Source organism: Mycobacteriales bacterium, assembly GCA_040902655.1.
Classification (GTDB): Bacteria; Actinomycetota; Actinomycetes; order Mycobacteriales; family SCTD01; genus SCTD01.
Genome location: JBBDWV010000050.1, coordinates 1 through 14,287, shown reverse-complemented (window position 1 = coordinate 14,287; position 14,287 = coordinate 1). Strand labels below are relative to the sequence as shown.

Sequence of the window (14,287 nt, the reverse complement as noted above, 5' to 3'; positions counted from 1 at the left end):
TCTTTGAAGGAGACAGCAACATGGCTCAGGGTTCTGTGAAGTGGTTCAACGCCGAGAAGGGCTTCGGCTTCATCGCTCAGGACGGCGGCGGCGCCGACGTCTTCGTGCACTTCTCCGCGATCGCCACGGACGGCTACAAGTCCCTCGACGAGAACCAGCGCGTCGAGTTCGACATCACGCAGGGCCCCAAGGGCCCGCAGGCGGAGAACGTCGTTCCGCAGTAGTTCCCGCTCACCCGTCGGCCCGGTCCCCTGTGGGGCCGGGCCTTCGTGCGTCCGGTCCGGTGGTGGCCACCTTCCTGCAGACCTGGGGCAGACTGGTAGCAGCGCCCGACGACGAGCCCGCGTCGGTATCCCTCATGGAAGCGAGCTTCAGCCGTGGAAGAGACCGCCGAGCTGGGGCCCGCCCCCGAGCTGCAGGCCGCCGTCGACGAGGCGGCGCAGCGCGTCGAGGCCCTGGTCGCCGTAGACCCCGAGCTGGTGCACGGAGACGTGGTGGAGCAGGTCGCCGCCGAGTGCCCGCTCGACGTCGCGGTACTGCTGTGCCGGCAGACGATGGACTTCCTCCCCGACACCGTCCGCCAGCGGGTGTTCGAGCACGAGAACGCCGACACCATCGCGGCCAATGCCCTCGTCACCGCCGAGCGGGACGCCGTCGAGGCCAAGGCCAAGGCCCGGACGAGGAAGGCCGCCGCGACCCGCGCCGCCACGCTGGCGCGTGAGGCCGAGGCGGAGAAGGCCGTGCTGAAGTCCAACACCTGCCCCGACTGCTTCCAGCTGCGCGCCGCCTCCGGCGTCTGCGGCTGCGACTAGTAGGGCCGAACGCCGGCCCCCAGCCTGCTGACTCGGCGCGGACTGGGCCGACAGCGGCCGCCCGGCGACACCTGTCCTGCTGCGCTGGTTGCAGGAGAGGTCAACTTTCTGGGATTGTTGACCTCTCCTGCACACAGTTCCGACCGGACACATGCCCCGCGGCAGTTTCGGTCCCTGCACGCGGCCGGGTCCATGCAACGAGAGGGGCCGCTCCCTGCGCTCCGCTGTCGAGGACCTACGGCCGGACCCGGTCCTGCTGCTGCGCAGAGTCGCCGGCAAGCAGCATCGACGGGCGCCGGTCCGGGCGTTCGGGGGCGACCGCGGCGAGGGAGCGCCGCAGATTCGCCACGACAGCGCCGAGCACCGCGACCTCCGCGTCGTCGAGCTGCCGTCGTTGCCCGAACTCCTCCGTGAGCCGCCGCACCGCCTCCTCGGCGTCCTGGACCCGACGGTCGTCGGGCTCGAGATCGGTGTCGTAGGCGCGGACGAGCTCCGCCAGCTGGTCGAGCGCATCCGCCGTCACCGCCGCCAGCTCCGGGTCCAACGGCTTCCGCTCGAGGTCGCCGCTGTGGGTCTGCGCAAGCATCTCTGGCAGGTCCTCCGCGAGGAGGGCGACGCGGTCGAGCGCCCGCCCGACGCGGCGTTGCCGCTGGACCGCAGCTGAGTGGTGCCGGGCCCGCAGATTGCCGCGGCGTGCGTCGAGCACCTCCTGCGTCGCCTCACGGGTGCGGCTGGCCTCAGGACCCAGCGGGTGCACGCGCCAGTGGTCCTGTCGAGCCGGCGCCGGACCCACCCGGAGGCCGTCGGCCAGATCCTTCAGCTGGTCGACCACCCGGTCACGCAGCCGGCTCAGCGCCTCCTCGCCCTCATCGAGGCGCAGGGCCGGCAACAACAGGTTCAGCGCGACCCCACACAGCGCACCCAGCCCGGTCAGAGCGACGTACGCGATCGCGTAACTGGCGGCCTGGGTGTCGCCGACGACGAGCACGAACAGCGCGACGATCGGCACCCAGCTGCGCTGTTCCCCGACCCCGGGCAGGGCACCGAGCGCCACTCCGACGCCGACGACCAGGGCCAACGAGATGGGACCCGGCGCAATCAGCGAGTGCACGGTCACCCCGAGGCCCGCGCCCACCGCCAGCGCGAGGAAGGCGGCTCGCGCGGTCCGCAGCGACGCTGCCACCGTCGGGTGCGTCGCCACCACAGCGCCGAGCGGTGCGTAGTACAGGTAGCTCTCCAGCTGGACGCCGGTGGGTGCCCGCGCGACGATCTCCGCCACCACCCACGCCAGGACCGCGGCAAGGGCTGACTTCACCGCCAGCTGAGTGCGGGCGTGCCGCGCCAACCGCTGTGCCTGGCGCAGCGCGACGTCGCTGGTGATCGGTACCTCCTCGTCGGTCCTGACGACACACCCTTCCCGGGCACCCGGGCGACGCACACCCGCGGGCCTGCCGGTGTGGCCGGGATCACTTCTCCGGACGACTGCGCCACCAGGGAACCCGTCGGCCGGTCACGGCGTCTGATGTCCATGTGGACGTGGCTGCCCGGCATCGCCCCCGTGGGACTGACTCTGCTCCTCACCGCCTGCGGCAGCCCGACTGCAGATACCGCGGCGTCCTCCGCGACTCCGGCTGAGCCAGGGTGGTCCTCCGCCGCGACCTCTCCGCTGTCGCCGCGGCACAGCGCCCGCGCCGTGACGGTCGGCGAGGAGGTCCTCCTCCTCGGCGGGGACAGCAGCCCGCTGTGCCCTCCCGGCGCGAACTGCGTCGACGCACCCGAGCCGCAACGGGACGGCGCCGCCTACCGACCCTCGACCGACACCTGGCGGGCGCTGCCCCGCGACCCCCTCGCGCCGGCCTTCGACCGCGCGGTGGTCGGGAAAGGCAACGGTCTCGTGCTGGAGTCGCTGCCGCCCTCGCCCGGGGTGCCGCCGGACGGGCTCCGGGTTCAGGCGTCGTCCGCAGACCTGATCACAGCCGGCGAGGGCCTGGTCCTCGAGGTGCCCCGTCGCCGGTGGCACGTGCTCGAGCCGGCACCCGGTGCGCCGTCGGACGGCGTCGTCGGCACGTGGGTCAGCCGGCAGCTGGTCGTCTTCGGGGGTGGCAGCACTGCCAGCAGGCCGCGGTCGCTCACTGCCGAGACCTACCTTCTGGACCTCGCCGTCCTGACGCCCCATAGAGGTGTCGGTCCGCCTGAGCAACAACGCGTGCCAGCCCACGATTTCAGCTGCTCCTCGTGAGACGGCGAGGGCAGCTCGATGCGTAGTACCGGTGTGGAGGTGCCCTTCGAGGACTTCGTGCTCGCACGCGGTCCCGCGCTCGTGCGGTTCGCGTATGCCCTGTGCGGCGACGCGCACCTTGCCGAGGACCTGGTGCAGGAGGTTCTGGCTCGCACCTCCTCGCGGTGGGGGCGGCTCCAGCCCAGCCCCGAGCCCTACCTACGCACGGCCATCGCCCGCGAGCTGATCAGTTGGCGGCGCAGGCGATCCCACGGCGAACGTCCGTCGGACATCCCGGACCACTCCGGTGGCCACGCCGCGGACGAGATCGTCGACCGCGACCCGCTGTGGCGACTGCTCGCAGGACTGCCGGCGCGCCAGCGTGCCGTGCTCGTCCTGCGCCATTACGAGGCGCTGCCTGATCGTGAGATCGCAGCTCTGCTCGGCTGCCGGGACTCGACCGTACGAAGCCTCGCCGCCCGCGGCGCCGCCGCCCTGCGGGCGCATCCCGATCTCGCGTACCTGTCCGACAGCGGTACCAGGCACGCCGGCTCTCCTGACCAGGACGGAGCACGCTCATGACCCACGACCTCGGGACGGCAGTCGACCGCTCGGTGCGCTCTGCCGTCGACGAGCTGCGCCCCGATCCGGTGCTGCTGCTGCGCGGGGTCGAGAGCAGGCGGCAAGGTCGCGCTCGCACCGCAAGGTGGCGGGCCGCAGGCGCGATGGCTGCCGCTGCCGCCGCCACCGCAGCCGTGGTTCTCGTGGTGCCGCTGCTCACCGGCGTGCAACCGACGCCGCAGCCCGCAGACCCCCCCGTTCCCCCGGGCAAGCAGGCCGTGAGCTGGCACGGCGTCGAGGTGCTGGTGCCGGTGGACTGGAAGATCGGCGACCAGCGCTGCGGCACCGCACAGAGCGACACGGTCCTGCGGCCGGGCATCGTGAACAGCTGCCTGCCACCGGCGGTTCCGGGCCTGACGGTCGTCGAGTTCCACGCACTGAGCCCTGACCAGCGGACGCGTGCCGCGCAGGTCGCTGCGGTGGCAACCGACCCGGTCGAGGTGTCCGGGGTCCGCGCGCTGCGCGGGAGCCGGCCGCTGGACGACGAGCCGGGGGTGCAGCGGGTGCTGGTCCTCCCGAGCGAGGACGTCGTCGTGTCCGTACGGTCTCCGGAGCCGGCGCGGGCCGACGCGCTGCTGGACGACGTCCGCGTCGTGGCGGTCGATGCCGCCGGCTGCCGCTCGCGCATCCCGCACGCGCAGCCCACCCAGCCGGCCGCGCGGGAGGGCGCCGGGAGCTCACTGGTTCCGGGCACACCGATGACGGCCAGCCTGTGCCGTTACGGCGGCCTGCGCCTGGAGGCGTCCCGGAGACTGGACCGGGAGCAGGTGCGCGACCTCCAGCGCCGGCTCGACGCCCTTCCGACCGGAAGGTCCGGCCGGATACCTCCGGAGGAGATCTCCGACGACTACTGCGCCCGGATCGACGACGACGTCGATCTGCTCGACGTCGACTACGACGAGGGGCCTGCGGTTCAGGTCTACATCAAGGCGCAGGGTTGCACCGACCGGTCGCCGACCAACGGAAGCACCACGCGCCGCCTGACGGTGTCACTGCCCTCGACGCTCTCCCGGCTGCTCCACGGGTGGCCGATCGACGACGACCTGGACCGCACCCAGCAGCGGCCGCAGCCCGCGCCGGAGCTCGGCTACGTGCAGCTGCCGGACAACCCTGCCGTGCCCGCGCAGCGCGCGGACCTGCTGGCCGGCACCGACGGCAGTGACGACCCGCAGCTGCTCGGCGCCACTGCCGCCGACGGCCGGCGGTGCCTGCTGCTGTCTGCTCGCAGCGGCGACCTCCGGACGGTGGAGTGCCGACAGCAGACGGCCGACGACGCCCCGGTGGGCGGCTTCGACACCGACAGCGGTGACCGCCGCGTGCTGCTCGCGGCCGTCGGCGAGCGGGTCCGCTCGGTGCGGGTCCTCGCCGGCGGTGAGCAGGTGGCGGTCTGGGCGACGTGGGGCGGCGGCAGTCGCTACGACCAGCGCCGCTACGTCCTGGGCCTCCTGCCGGCCGGCGTCGAGAACGCCGAGCTGGTGGGGCTCGACGCCGCCGGGTTCGAGGTGGGGCGTGCCGTGCCTGATCGCCTGTCCGCATGAGAGCGCTCCGGCACGTCGTGCAGCGGGTTCAGCCGTCGAGCAGCGTCTCCACCGGCTCCGATGCCACGACCACCAGCCGCTGCGTCGCGCGGGTGATCGCGACGTAGAGGCTGCGCAGCCCGGCGACGGGGTGCCGGCTCTCCTCGACGATGCCGTGCGGGTCCACGACGACGCAGCCGTCGTACTCGAGTCCCTTGACCTGCCAGGGATCCACGACGGTCAGCCGCGGGTCGGCCGGCAGCACGTCGCGCACCGCGTCCACCAGCCGGTGCGGCGCGACGACGCCGACGGTGCCGCCGACCTGCGTGAGCAGCGTCCGGACCGCCTCCGGCAGCGACGACAGCACGTCGCCGACCAGGTGCAGCGGCTGGACGCCGGTGCTGCGCACGGCCACCGGTGCCTGCAGGCTCGGGTCGATCCGGGCCAGCAGCCGCGCGGCCAGAGCCGCCACCTCGGTGCTGGTGCGGTAGTTGGTGGTCAGCTCCACCGAGCGCAGCCGGCTCCTGCCCAGCACCGCCGACAGCGCGTGGCGGATCTCCTGCACGTCGGGCCAGGCGGACTGCACCCAGTCGCCGACGACCGTCCAGGTGGCGCCGCGGGCGCGTCGGCCGAGCATCCGCCACTGCATCGGCGTGACGTCCTGCGCCTCGTCGACGACGACGTGGGCGTAGGTCCGGTAGTCGCGTTCCTCGGCCAGGTTGCGCCGGGCGCGGGCGGTACGGTCGGCGTGTGTGGTGACCCCGCTCTCGCGGGCGCGCGCGTCGAGTTCCGCCATCTCGTCGTAGCCGTCGTCCTCCTCCTCGACCTCGGCCGGGGCGACGCCGAGCAGCTCGGCCAGCTCGTCGTAGAGCGCGACGTCCGCGGCGGTCAGCGGCGCGTCGGCGGACCATGCGGCGCTCAACGCGGCGACCTCGTCGTCGTCCAGCAGTCCGCGGGCGAGGTCACGCAGCGGCAGCTCGCCCGCGCGGAGCCGGGTGAGGACCGGCCACGGCAGGAGCACCGGCCAGGCGGTGTCCAGCGCCCGGCGGAACACCGGGTCGTGCATGATCCAGCCGGCGAAGTCCTCCCGGTCGTCGGACTCCATCCGGGTGCCCTGCGGGCGGCGCTCCCAGGCCCGCCAGGCCAGCTCGACGACGGCGGCGGAGAAGGCCTGCCGCCCGCTGTTGTGGCTGCGGCTGGACCGGTGCACGTGCGCCCGGCGGCGGGCGATCTCGGCGCCTCGGACGGTCACGGTGACGCCCCACCGCGCGATCTCGAGGTCCTGCAGGTGGCGGGCTCCGCCGAGGTGGCGCACCACCTTGCGGAGCAGCTCGGCCATCCGTGCCGAGCCCTTGACCGCCACCGCGGCCGGCTCGTCGTGCCCGGCGACGACGGTTCCGCGGGGCAGCTCCGGCAGGTCGGCGAGGGAGGCCAGCCGGACGCCGGTCTCCCCCAGAGCCGGCAGCACCGCACCGATGTAGTCCACGAAGACCGGGCTCGGCCCCACGACCAGCACGCCCCGGCGGGCGTACCACTCGCGCCGGGCGTACATCAGGTAGGCAACGCGGTGCAGCGCGACCGCCGTCTTACCCGTGCCGGGACCGCCGGTGACGACCAGCGCACCGTCGTCCGGGGCGCGCACCGCCTCGTCCTGCTCACGCTGGATGGTGGCGACGATGTCGCGCATCTGCCCGGTGCGCTCCCGGCTGACGGCCGCCAGAAAGGCGCCGTCGCCGATGACGACGGTGCCCTCGAGGACGTTCTCGGCAGAGGCGTCCAACAGCTCGTCGTCGACCCCGACGACCTGCTGACGCCGGGTGCTGATCGTCCGGCGGCGCACCACGCCCTGCGGGTCGGCCGCCGTGGCCCGGTAGAACGCAGCCGCCGCCGGGGCCCGCCAGTCGACGACGATCGGCTCCTGGCGGTCGGTACGCAGGCCCGTCCGGCCGATGTGGTGCACCGTGCCGTCGTCGCGGTCCAGCCGGCCGAAGACCAGCCCCTCGCCGGCGGAGTCGAGATCGGCCCGCCGGTTGGCGGCGGCCTGCGCGGTGACGTCCCGCTCGTACACCGCCTGCGGACTGCCACCGGCCGGACGCAGGCTCTCGGTCTCCCGCTGCAGGGCCTCGCCGCGCAGCACGTCGAGGCGCGCGAGGGCGCGGTCGAGCACCTCCTGCTCGCGGGCGATCTCGCTGTGCAGAGCGCCCCCGGCGACACCCACGGCCGGCACGGTGTCAGCGGTCACCGCGACAGTCTGCCGGTCCGCCTGCACCAGACCAGGCGCGGGTCCAGGTCGTGCCCGACCCGTTACCGTCCAGCCATGACCTCCTCACGCTCCGTCCTCGTCACCGGTGGCAGCCGCGGCATCGGCCTGGCCACCGCCCGCACCCTCGCCGCGGCCGGCCACAAGGTGGCCGTCACCTACCGCGGGCAGGCGCCTGAGGGGCTGCTCGGCGTGCGCTGCGATGTGACCTCCGGCGCGGACGTCGAGCGGGCGTTCGGCGAGGTCGAGGAGCAGCAGGGCCCGGTCGAGGTGCTGGTCAGCAACGCCGGGATCACCGACGACCAGCTGCTGCTGCGCATGACGGAGGAGTCCTTCAGCCGGGTCCTGGACACCAACCTGACCGCGGCCTACCGCGTCACCAAGCGGGCCAGCCGCGCGATGCTCAAGGCCCGCTGGGGGCGGCTGATCTACATCTCCTCCGTCGTCGGGCTGTCCGGGGCGCCCGGACAGTCCAACTACGCCGCCAGCAAGGCGGGTCTGGTGGGCTTCTCGCGCAGCATTGCCCGGGAGCTCGGCAGCCGCGGCATCACCTCCAACGTCGTGGCGCCCGGTTACGTCGACACCGACATGACGGCCGAGCTCACCGACGCCCGCCGGGAGGAGGTGCTGAGGTCCGTTCCGCTCGGCCGCACCGCCTCCACGGAGGAGATCGCCGGCGTCGTCGCCTTCCTGGCCGGCGACGCCTCGTCGTACGTCACGGGTGCCGTGCTGCCGGTGGACGGGGGCCTCGGCATGGGGCACTGATCGCCCTGCCCCTAGAATCTCGGGCGTGACCACACCGAATACCTCTGCAGTGCGCGCCTGGGCGCGGGACAACGGCTTCGAGATCGCCGAGCGCGGGCGGCTGCCAGCCGAGGTGACGTCGGCGTACGCCGCGGCACACCGCACCGGCGGGGCGGGCGCGAGGACGGGCGGGCGCAAGGCTGCGACGCCCCGGTCGGCGCCGAAGACTCCGGCGAGCAAGCCCAGCGCCGAGATCCCGAGCAAGTCCAGCGCCGAGATCCCGAGCACGCCCGGCGCCGACATTCCGCGGAAGTCCGGCGCGGAGATCCCGAGGAAGCCCGGCGCCCCGGCCCCGAGGAAGCCGGGCGCTCCGGTGCCGGCCGCGCAGGTGCCGGCCGCGCAGGTGCCGGCCACGTCGGGTCGACCCGCGTCGGCCCGAATGGTCACTCCTGCCGAGGCAGGAGGCGAGCCGGCCGGGGCCACCACCGCGGCCATCCCGACGCCGGTGAGCCCGAGTCCGGCGCCGACGCCCGCGCCGTCAGCGGCCCACGACGACCGCCGGCTGGACGCACTCAGCGAGCAGCTGGACGCCCTCACCGCCCGCGTCACCGCCCTGGAGGCGGCCGCCGGCGAGAGCAAGGGCATGGGCTCGCTCTTCCGTCGTTCGCGCTAGTCACCAGCGGCGTCCCGTACCCCCGGCGCCACGGGCCCCGGGCCGCGGGATGCTTGCCGGGTGCGCCTCCTGCTGCCCGAACCGCGACCGCTCGCCGTCGAGGACCTGCTCGAGCTGTACGCGCCCGGCGACGCCCCGTCGCTGCGGGCCGGCTTCGTCCTCACGGTCGACGGCGGCGTCGCCCACCGGGGCACCAGCCGCGCTCTGCAGAGCCCCGCCGACGAGGCCGCCTTCCACACGCTGCGCGCCGTCGCCGACGCGGTGCTCGTCGGGGCCGGTACGGCGCGCAGCGAGGACTACGGCCCGATCCGCCCGCGACCGGCCGGGCGCGGGTGGCGCGCGCGGAACGGCCGGCCGCCGCAGCCCCCGCTGGTGCTGGTCAGCCGCTCACTCGACCTCGATCCGACGGCCCGGTGCTTCGACCCCTCGACGGTCGTCGTCACCTGCGCGGCTGCGCGAGGACGTGACCGCTTCCCCGACGTCGTCGTCGCGGGCGAGGACGAGGTGGACCTGCCGGACGCGCTCGACCAGCTGCGCGCCCGCGGCCTGACCCGGCTGCTGTGCGAGGGGGGCCCGCAGCTGCTCACAGCCCTGCTCCGGGCCGGTCTGGTCGACGAGTTCTGCCTGACCCACACGCCGCTGCTGCTCGGAGCCGGCGCCCCGACCCTACTGACGGCGCCGCAGCTGACGAACCTCGAGCTCACCCATCTGGTGGACGGCGGAGGCGGCGTGCTGCTCGGCCGCTATGCGGTGCTCGGCTGAGCTACTCCACCCCGCAGCCGCCGGCCACGACCAGCACCAGCGCCTGCGTCACCCGGACCAGCTCGTCCACCGGCACGGACTCGTCCGGCCCGTGCGCCTGCCGGATGTCCCCTGGGCCGTAGAGCACCGTCGGGATCCCGCCGAGGCCTGACAGCAGCCGCTGGTCGGAGCCGTAGGGCACGCCGTGCACGACCGGCCGCTCCCCCTGCAGGTGGGCGTGCGCGTCCGAGACCAGCCGCTCGACCGCCGACCCGGGCGGGGCCGACGAACTCGCGAACTGCCCGCCGAACCACTCGACCCCGACCGGGTGCGCCGACAGCCACGGGTCCTCGGCACATACCTGCGCGACCGCGGTCTCCAGCGCGACCCGCGCCTGCTCGACCGGCTCGTCGAGGGCCACCCCCAGCCGTCCCTCGGCGACCAGGACGTCCGGCACGCTGCTCGGCCAGTCGCCGGCCCGGACGGTGCCGACCGACAGTGGGTAGGGCAGCAGGTAGCCGGCCATCAGCGGGTGGGCCTCCCGGTTACGGGCGGCCTCGAGGCGGCGCAGCGCGGAATGGACCAGCAGGTACTTCTCGACCGCGTCGACGCCCTCCAGCCGCATGCTCGCGTGCACCGACCGGCCGGGCACGGTCAGCCGGAAGGTCAGCGCGCCGGCGCTCGCGGTCACCAGCCCGCCGGCCGTCGGCTCGCAGATGACGGCGAGGTCGCCCCGGTGACCGCGGCGCAGCGTGGCGAAGGTACCCAGCCCGCCGTCCTCCTCCCCGACGACGCTCTGCAGCTGGACCCTGCCACGCAACCGGACACCCGCCTGCCGCAGCGCCTGGACGGCCAGGACCTGACAGGCCAGGCCGCCCTTCATGTCGCATGCTCCGCGACCGAAGACGCGGCCACCGCGGACCGTCCCTTCCCAGGGCCCGACCGTCCACAGGTCCGCCGCACCGGCGGGAACGACGTCGAGGTGGCCGTTCAGCACGACCACCGGCCCATCGCCGGTCCCACCCCACGAACCGACCAGCCCCCAGGCCTGCGTACGCGGCGCCTCCAGGCCCGGGAAGTCCGGATCCGCGAGCGTCGCGGCCAGATCGATCGACCACAGGTCGGTGTCCATCCCCGCCGCGCGCAGCCGGCGTTCGAGCGCGTGCTGACCCTCGCTCTCGGCGGCGCTGCCGGTCACCGTCGGCAGCGCGACGAGCTCCTGGACGAGCTGCACGAGCGCACCGGCGTCGACGGCGGCCAAGGCGTCCGCCACGCCGCGGGGGAGGTCGGCGCGCGGAGAGACGGACAGGGGCGGCGGGAAAGTCGCGGTCACTGCCCAAGCCTGCAGCCGATTCGCCCGGAGCGGCGGCCGAACGGCCGAAACCGACCCGGACGGGCGGCGCACCGGCCCCACCGGACCCTCGCGGTGCGCCGTCCGCCCGGCGCGGGGCCGCTCGCCATAGAGTCAGCCGCGATGACCGAGCCGATGTCCCGCCCCCGCCCCCGCCGCCGCCCGGCCCCCCGCCGCCCGGCACCCGCAGCTGCCCCGGCCGCTGTCCCCGGCGGTGTCTTCCGTCCCCATGTCCGCGGCTTCGGCTTCGTCGACCTCGACACGCCCGTGACCACACCCGAGGGACAGACCGTCACCTCCTGCTTCGTCCCGCCACCCATGACGAAGGGACTGCTCGCCGACGACCGCGTCGACGTCGCCTACGTCGTGGAAGAGGACGGCCGGGCCACCGCGACGTCGGCGACGCTGCGCGAGCGGGTCCGCACAGAGGTCTACGGCGTGGTCGAGGAGGGCCTGGTCCTGCGCCTGGACCCGCACCTGGGCTCCGGCCGCTGGACACTCGTGGGCCGGGTGGAGGACCTGCCGGTCGGTGTGGCGGTGCTCGCGGACATCACCGGCTCCTCGACGGCCGACCCCTCCGACGAGTGGGAGGACCCGACGTCGGCCGACGCCCTGCTCGAGCGCATCCGGATCCGGCACCGGCTGCCGCTGAAACACCCGGCCGACGCGCTGGCCGAGGTCGCTGCGGTCGCGGACGCGAGGCCACGCCGCGGCGGGCCGAGCCGGCGCGATCTACGCGACCTGACGACGTTCACCATCGACAGCCCGAGTTCGCGCGACCTGGACGACGCCCTGTCGGTCTATGCGGCCGATGCCGACGGCGGCATCCGGGTCTGCGTGCACATCGCCGACGTCGCCGCCCACGTACGCCCCGGCACTGCCCTGGACCGCGAGGCCCGCCGCGCCGCCACCAGCGTCTACCTGCCCGGCTGGACCCGCCCGATGCTGCCGCCCGGCCTGAGCGAGGACGCGCTCAGCCTGATCCCGGACGCCGACCGGGACGCGCTCACCGTGGAGATGCGGGTCGCCACCGACGGCACCGTCACCGCCGCCGACGTCTACGCCTCGCGGATCCGGTCCGACACCCGCCTGTCCTACGAACAGGCCGCGGCCGCGCTCGCGGGGCAGCGGCCCGAGGGCGTCGCCGACGAGGTGCTCGACGCGCTGCGGTGGCTGCGGACCGCCGGCGCCCGACTGGGCGTGCAGCGGCTGCGACGCGGTGGCGTCGAGGCCCGCCGGGTGGAGCCCGACCTCACGGTCGAGGTGGTCGAGGGCGAGGCCGCCACGGTCGCGGCGAAGCCGTCCAATCCGGCCAACCTGCTCATCGAGCGGCTGATGGTCGCCGCCAACGAGTCCGTGGCCGGCTGGCTGGTCGACCGCGGCCTGCCCGGCATCTTCCGCGTGCATCCCGCACCCGGTGCGGAGGCCGCGCCCGCGCTCGAGGCCTTCTGCGCCGCCTCGGGGTACCACCCCGGCTTCGGCAGCACGCTGACACCGCTGGACCTGGCGGCGCTGTCCGCCCAGCTCGACGTGGCCGCGGACGACACTGCGAGCGCAGTCTGGGACGTGCTGCTCGGCTTCCTCGGCCGTGCGTCCTACACGCCCGTCGCTGGAGCGCACTTCGGTCTGGCGTCGGTCGGCTACTCGCATTTCACCAGCCCGATCCGGCGCTACGCCGACCTGGCCGTGCACCGGGTGCTGCACGCGTTCCTGGCCGGCGAGCGGGAACCGGCGGGCTTCCCGTCCTCGGCCGAGATGTCCGAGCTCTGCGCGCACATCAACACTGCCGCGCGCACCGCCTCGCAGGCCGAGAACCAGATGCGCAAGTCGCTCTGGCTGGCCGAGCTGGCCGCCGCGGACCCGGCGACGACCTACCGCGCACGCGTCACGGGGGTCGGCGCCAAAGGCGTGTTCGTCACGCTGGACCGTTCGCGGGTGAGTGGCATGGTCAACACCCGGGAGCTGCCCGGCCGCGGCTGGGCGCCGACGGCGGACGGACTGGCACTGGCCGATGCCGGCGGCCACCGGCTCGGCTACGGCGACGTCGTGACGGTGCGGATCACGTCGGCGGACTGGGAGTCCGGGCAGCTCGAGCTGACGTTGGAGGGAACCCCGGCGCGCGAGCAGCGGCCCCGACGGCCCGGGGTCAGGACGCCAGCGCGGGCGCGCACGAAGAAGGCGTGAGGGCGTCTGCCGGCGGGAGCGCCGGGGCGCGTTCGGTGACCTTGGCAGCCAGCCAGACCGACAGTGCGCCGATGCCCAGGCCGGCGATGTCGTCGACGAGGTAGTGCCAGCCGAAGTAGACGGTGGACAGCGTCGTGAGCACGAGGAACACCCACATGGCCCAGCGGATCACGCGGTGCATCCCGAGGCGGTGGGCCACCAACACCCCGGTGAACACGATCGACACGTGCAGCGACGCGAAGCCCGCGACCCCCTGGATCGCGGTGGCGCCGATCGGGTCGGTGAGCACCTCCAGGCGGGCCTCCAGCAGGCTGCTCTGCAGGGCGCTGACCCCCGTCTCCGGCAGGTCGGCGAACAGCGCCGGCCGCACGAAGACCGGGCCGAGGGAGGGCAGGAGGTAGTAGCTGGCCGCCCCCAGGAGCCAGTTCAGGCACAGTGCGGTGACCCACAGCGCCCCCACCCGGATGTTGCGGGCCCACACCAGCGCGGCTCCGAGTGAGACCGGTACGAAGGCCAGGAACAGCAGGTACACCACGGACAGGACGTAGGCGGCCCAACCGGTCCCCAGCAGCGTGTGCAGGACGGTCGACGGGTCGGCGCCGAAGAGCATCGCCCGGTCGAGGTCGAGCAGGGCCGCGTCGTGCAGCCGGTCGCGGGCGAACGGCAGCGCGCCCTTGAGGTTGCGGTAGGAGACGTACGTGGCGTAGAAGCTGCCCAGTCCGATGGCGACGAGCAGGCTGCGGCGGCGGTCCCAGCGCTCCCTGACGACGTCGTTCAGCGCCCTGCGCACGCCGAACAGCCCGCCGGCGCGGAGCAGGGCGCGGGGCAGCACGTCGGCGACGAAGAACGCGAAGACGATCAGCGGCAGCCGCACCCAGGCCGGGCCGGCGATTCCGTCCGGGTCACGGATCGGCAGGTCCAGCACCGACGCGACCGTGATCGCCAGCAACGACGAGCCGACCGCCAACGCCACGGCCAGGCCGTAGACGCGGCTTCTGGGCGCGAGGGACGGCACCGGTGAACGGTACCCGGCCCGGCGTGAGGAGGCAGAGTGCACGTCTGCTGAACGCCGGGTGAGCCGCTTCTCGTTCCCCCTGCCGCTTCCCTGCCGCTAGCCCGAAGTTACGTGATCTTGGTCGGGTTGTAGCTCGCTGACCTGGGGTTTT

13 protein-coding genes are annotated in these 14,287 nt (G+C 74.1%); 9 read left to right on the top strand and 4 right to left on the bottom strand.

The genetic code is table 11. The features are described 5' to 3' along the window. Positions 1 to 20 precede the first annotated feature (20 nt). Positions 21 to 224, top strand: coding sequence for a cold-shock protein (locus WD794_13755; GenBank protein MEX2291375.1), 204 nt, complete (start codon positions 21 to 23; stop codon positions 222 to 224). A gap of 153 nt (positions 225 to 377) precedes the next feature. Further along, positions 378 to 812, top strand: coding sequence for a hypothetical protein (locus WD794_13750; protein ID MEX2291374.1), 435 nt, complete (start codon positions 378 to 380; stop codon positions 810 to 812). A 235-nt stretch (positions 813 to 1,047) separates the two neighbouring features. Here WD794_13750 and WD794_13745 read toward each other — a convergent pair whose 3' ends face one another. Further along, positions 1,048 to 2,250 carry an aromatic acid exporter family protein gene (locus WD794_13745; GenBank protein ID MEX2291373.1) on the bottom strand — a complete coding sequence of 401 codons (1,203 nt, stop codon included), beginning with the start codon at positions 2,248 to 2,250 and terminating at the stop codon, positions 1,048 to 1,050. A gap of 255 nt (positions 2,251 to 2,505) precedes the next feature. Here WD794_13745 and WD794_13740 point away from each other — a divergent pair, with 255 nt between their 5' ends. Genes WD794_13740 through WD794_13730 form a run of 3 tightly spaced genes read left to right on the top strand, consistent with a single transcriptional unit; the run spans position 2,506 to position 5,189 of the window. Further along, the gene (locus WD794_13740) at positions 2,506 to 3,051 is read left to right on the top strand and encodes a hypothetical protein (protein MEX2291372.1); all 546 of its coding nucleotides are present in this window, start codon (positions 2,506 to 2,508) and stop codon (positions 3,049 to 3,051) included. 18 nt (positions 3,052 to 3,069) lie between these two features. After that, positions 3,070 to 3,612 (top strand): SigE family RNA polymerase sigma factor, encoded by a 543-nt coding sequence (locus tag WD794_13735; GenBank protein MEX2291371.1) that lies wholly within the window; start codon positions 3,070 to 3,072, stop codon positions 3,610 to 3,612. Further along, positions 3,609 to 5,189, top strand: a complete 1,581-nt coding sequence (locus WD794_13730; GenBank protein MEX2291370.1) for a hypothetical protein — start codon at positions 3,609 to 3,611, stop codon at positions 5,187 to 5,189. Before WD794_13735 ends, WD794_13730 begins: the two co-directional genes overlap by 4 nt. 28 nt (positions 5,190 to 5,217) lie before the next feature. Here the strand turns inward: WD794_13730 and WD794_13725 are convergent, their stop codons facing one another. After that, complete coding sequence (locus WD794_13725; protein MEX2291369.1) at positions 5,218 to 7,410, bottom strand: UvrD-helicase domain-containing protein; 2,193 nt, start codon at positions 7,408 to 7,410, stop codon at positions 5,218 to 5,220. A 75-nt stretch (positions 7,411 to 7,485) separates the two neighbouring features. Here WD794_13725 and fabG point away from each other — a divergent pair, with 75 nt between their 5' ends. From fabG to WD794_13710, 3 genes are read left to right on the top strand one after another with little or no spacing between them, the layout of a single operon-like run. Continuing rightward, entirely contained in the window at positions 7,486 to 8,193 is a 708-nt protein-coding gene (gene fabG / locus WD794_13720) for a 3-oxoacyl-ACP reductase FabG (GenBank protein MEX2291368.1), read from the top strand. Between the two features lie 25 nt (positions 8,194 to 8,218). Beyond that, the gene (locus WD794_13715) at positions 8,219 to 8,845 is read left to right on the top strand and encodes a histone-like nucleoid-structuring protein Lsr2 (protein MEX2291367.1); all 627 of its coding nucleotides are present in this window, start codon (positions 8,219 to 8,221) and stop codon (positions 8,843 to 8,845) included. 60 nt (positions 8,846 to 8,905) lie between these two features. Further along, a complete protein-coding gene (locus WD794_13710; protein MEX2291366.1) occupies positions 8,906 to 9,607 on the top strand; it encodes a dihydrofolate reductase family protein in 702 nt (233 codons plus the stop codon). A 1-nt stretch (position 9,608) separates the two neighbouring features. Here WD794_13710 and WD794_13705 read toward each other — a convergent pair whose 3' ends face one another. Then, the gene (locus WD794_13705; protein MEX2291365.1) at positions 9,609 to 10,919 is read right to left on the bottom strand and encodes an ArgE/DapE family deacylase; all 1,311 of its coding nucleotides are present in this window, start codon (positions 10,917 to 10,919) and stop codon (positions 9,609 to 9,611) included. Between the two features lie 141 nt (positions 10,920 to 11,060). Here WD794_13705 and WD794_13700 point away from each other — a divergent pair, with 141 nt between their 5' ends. Further along, positions 11,061 to 13,121, top strand: a complete 2,061-nt coding sequence (locus WD794_13700) for a ribonuclease R family protein (protein MEX2291364.1) — start codon at positions 11,061 to 11,063, stop codon at positions 13,119 to 13,121. Here WD794_13700 and WD794_13695 read toward each other — a convergent pair. Further along, positions 13,084 to 14,136 carry a phosphatase PAP2 family protein gene (locus tag WD794_13695; protein MEX2291363.1) on the bottom strand — a complete coding sequence of 351 codons (1,053 nt, stop codon included), beginning with the start codon at positions 14,134 to 14,136 and terminating at the stop codon, positions 13,084 to 13,086. The two genes, WD794_13700 and WD794_13695, sit on opposite strands and share 38 nt — an antisense overlap. Positions 14,137 to 14,287 lie beyond the last annotated feature (151 nt).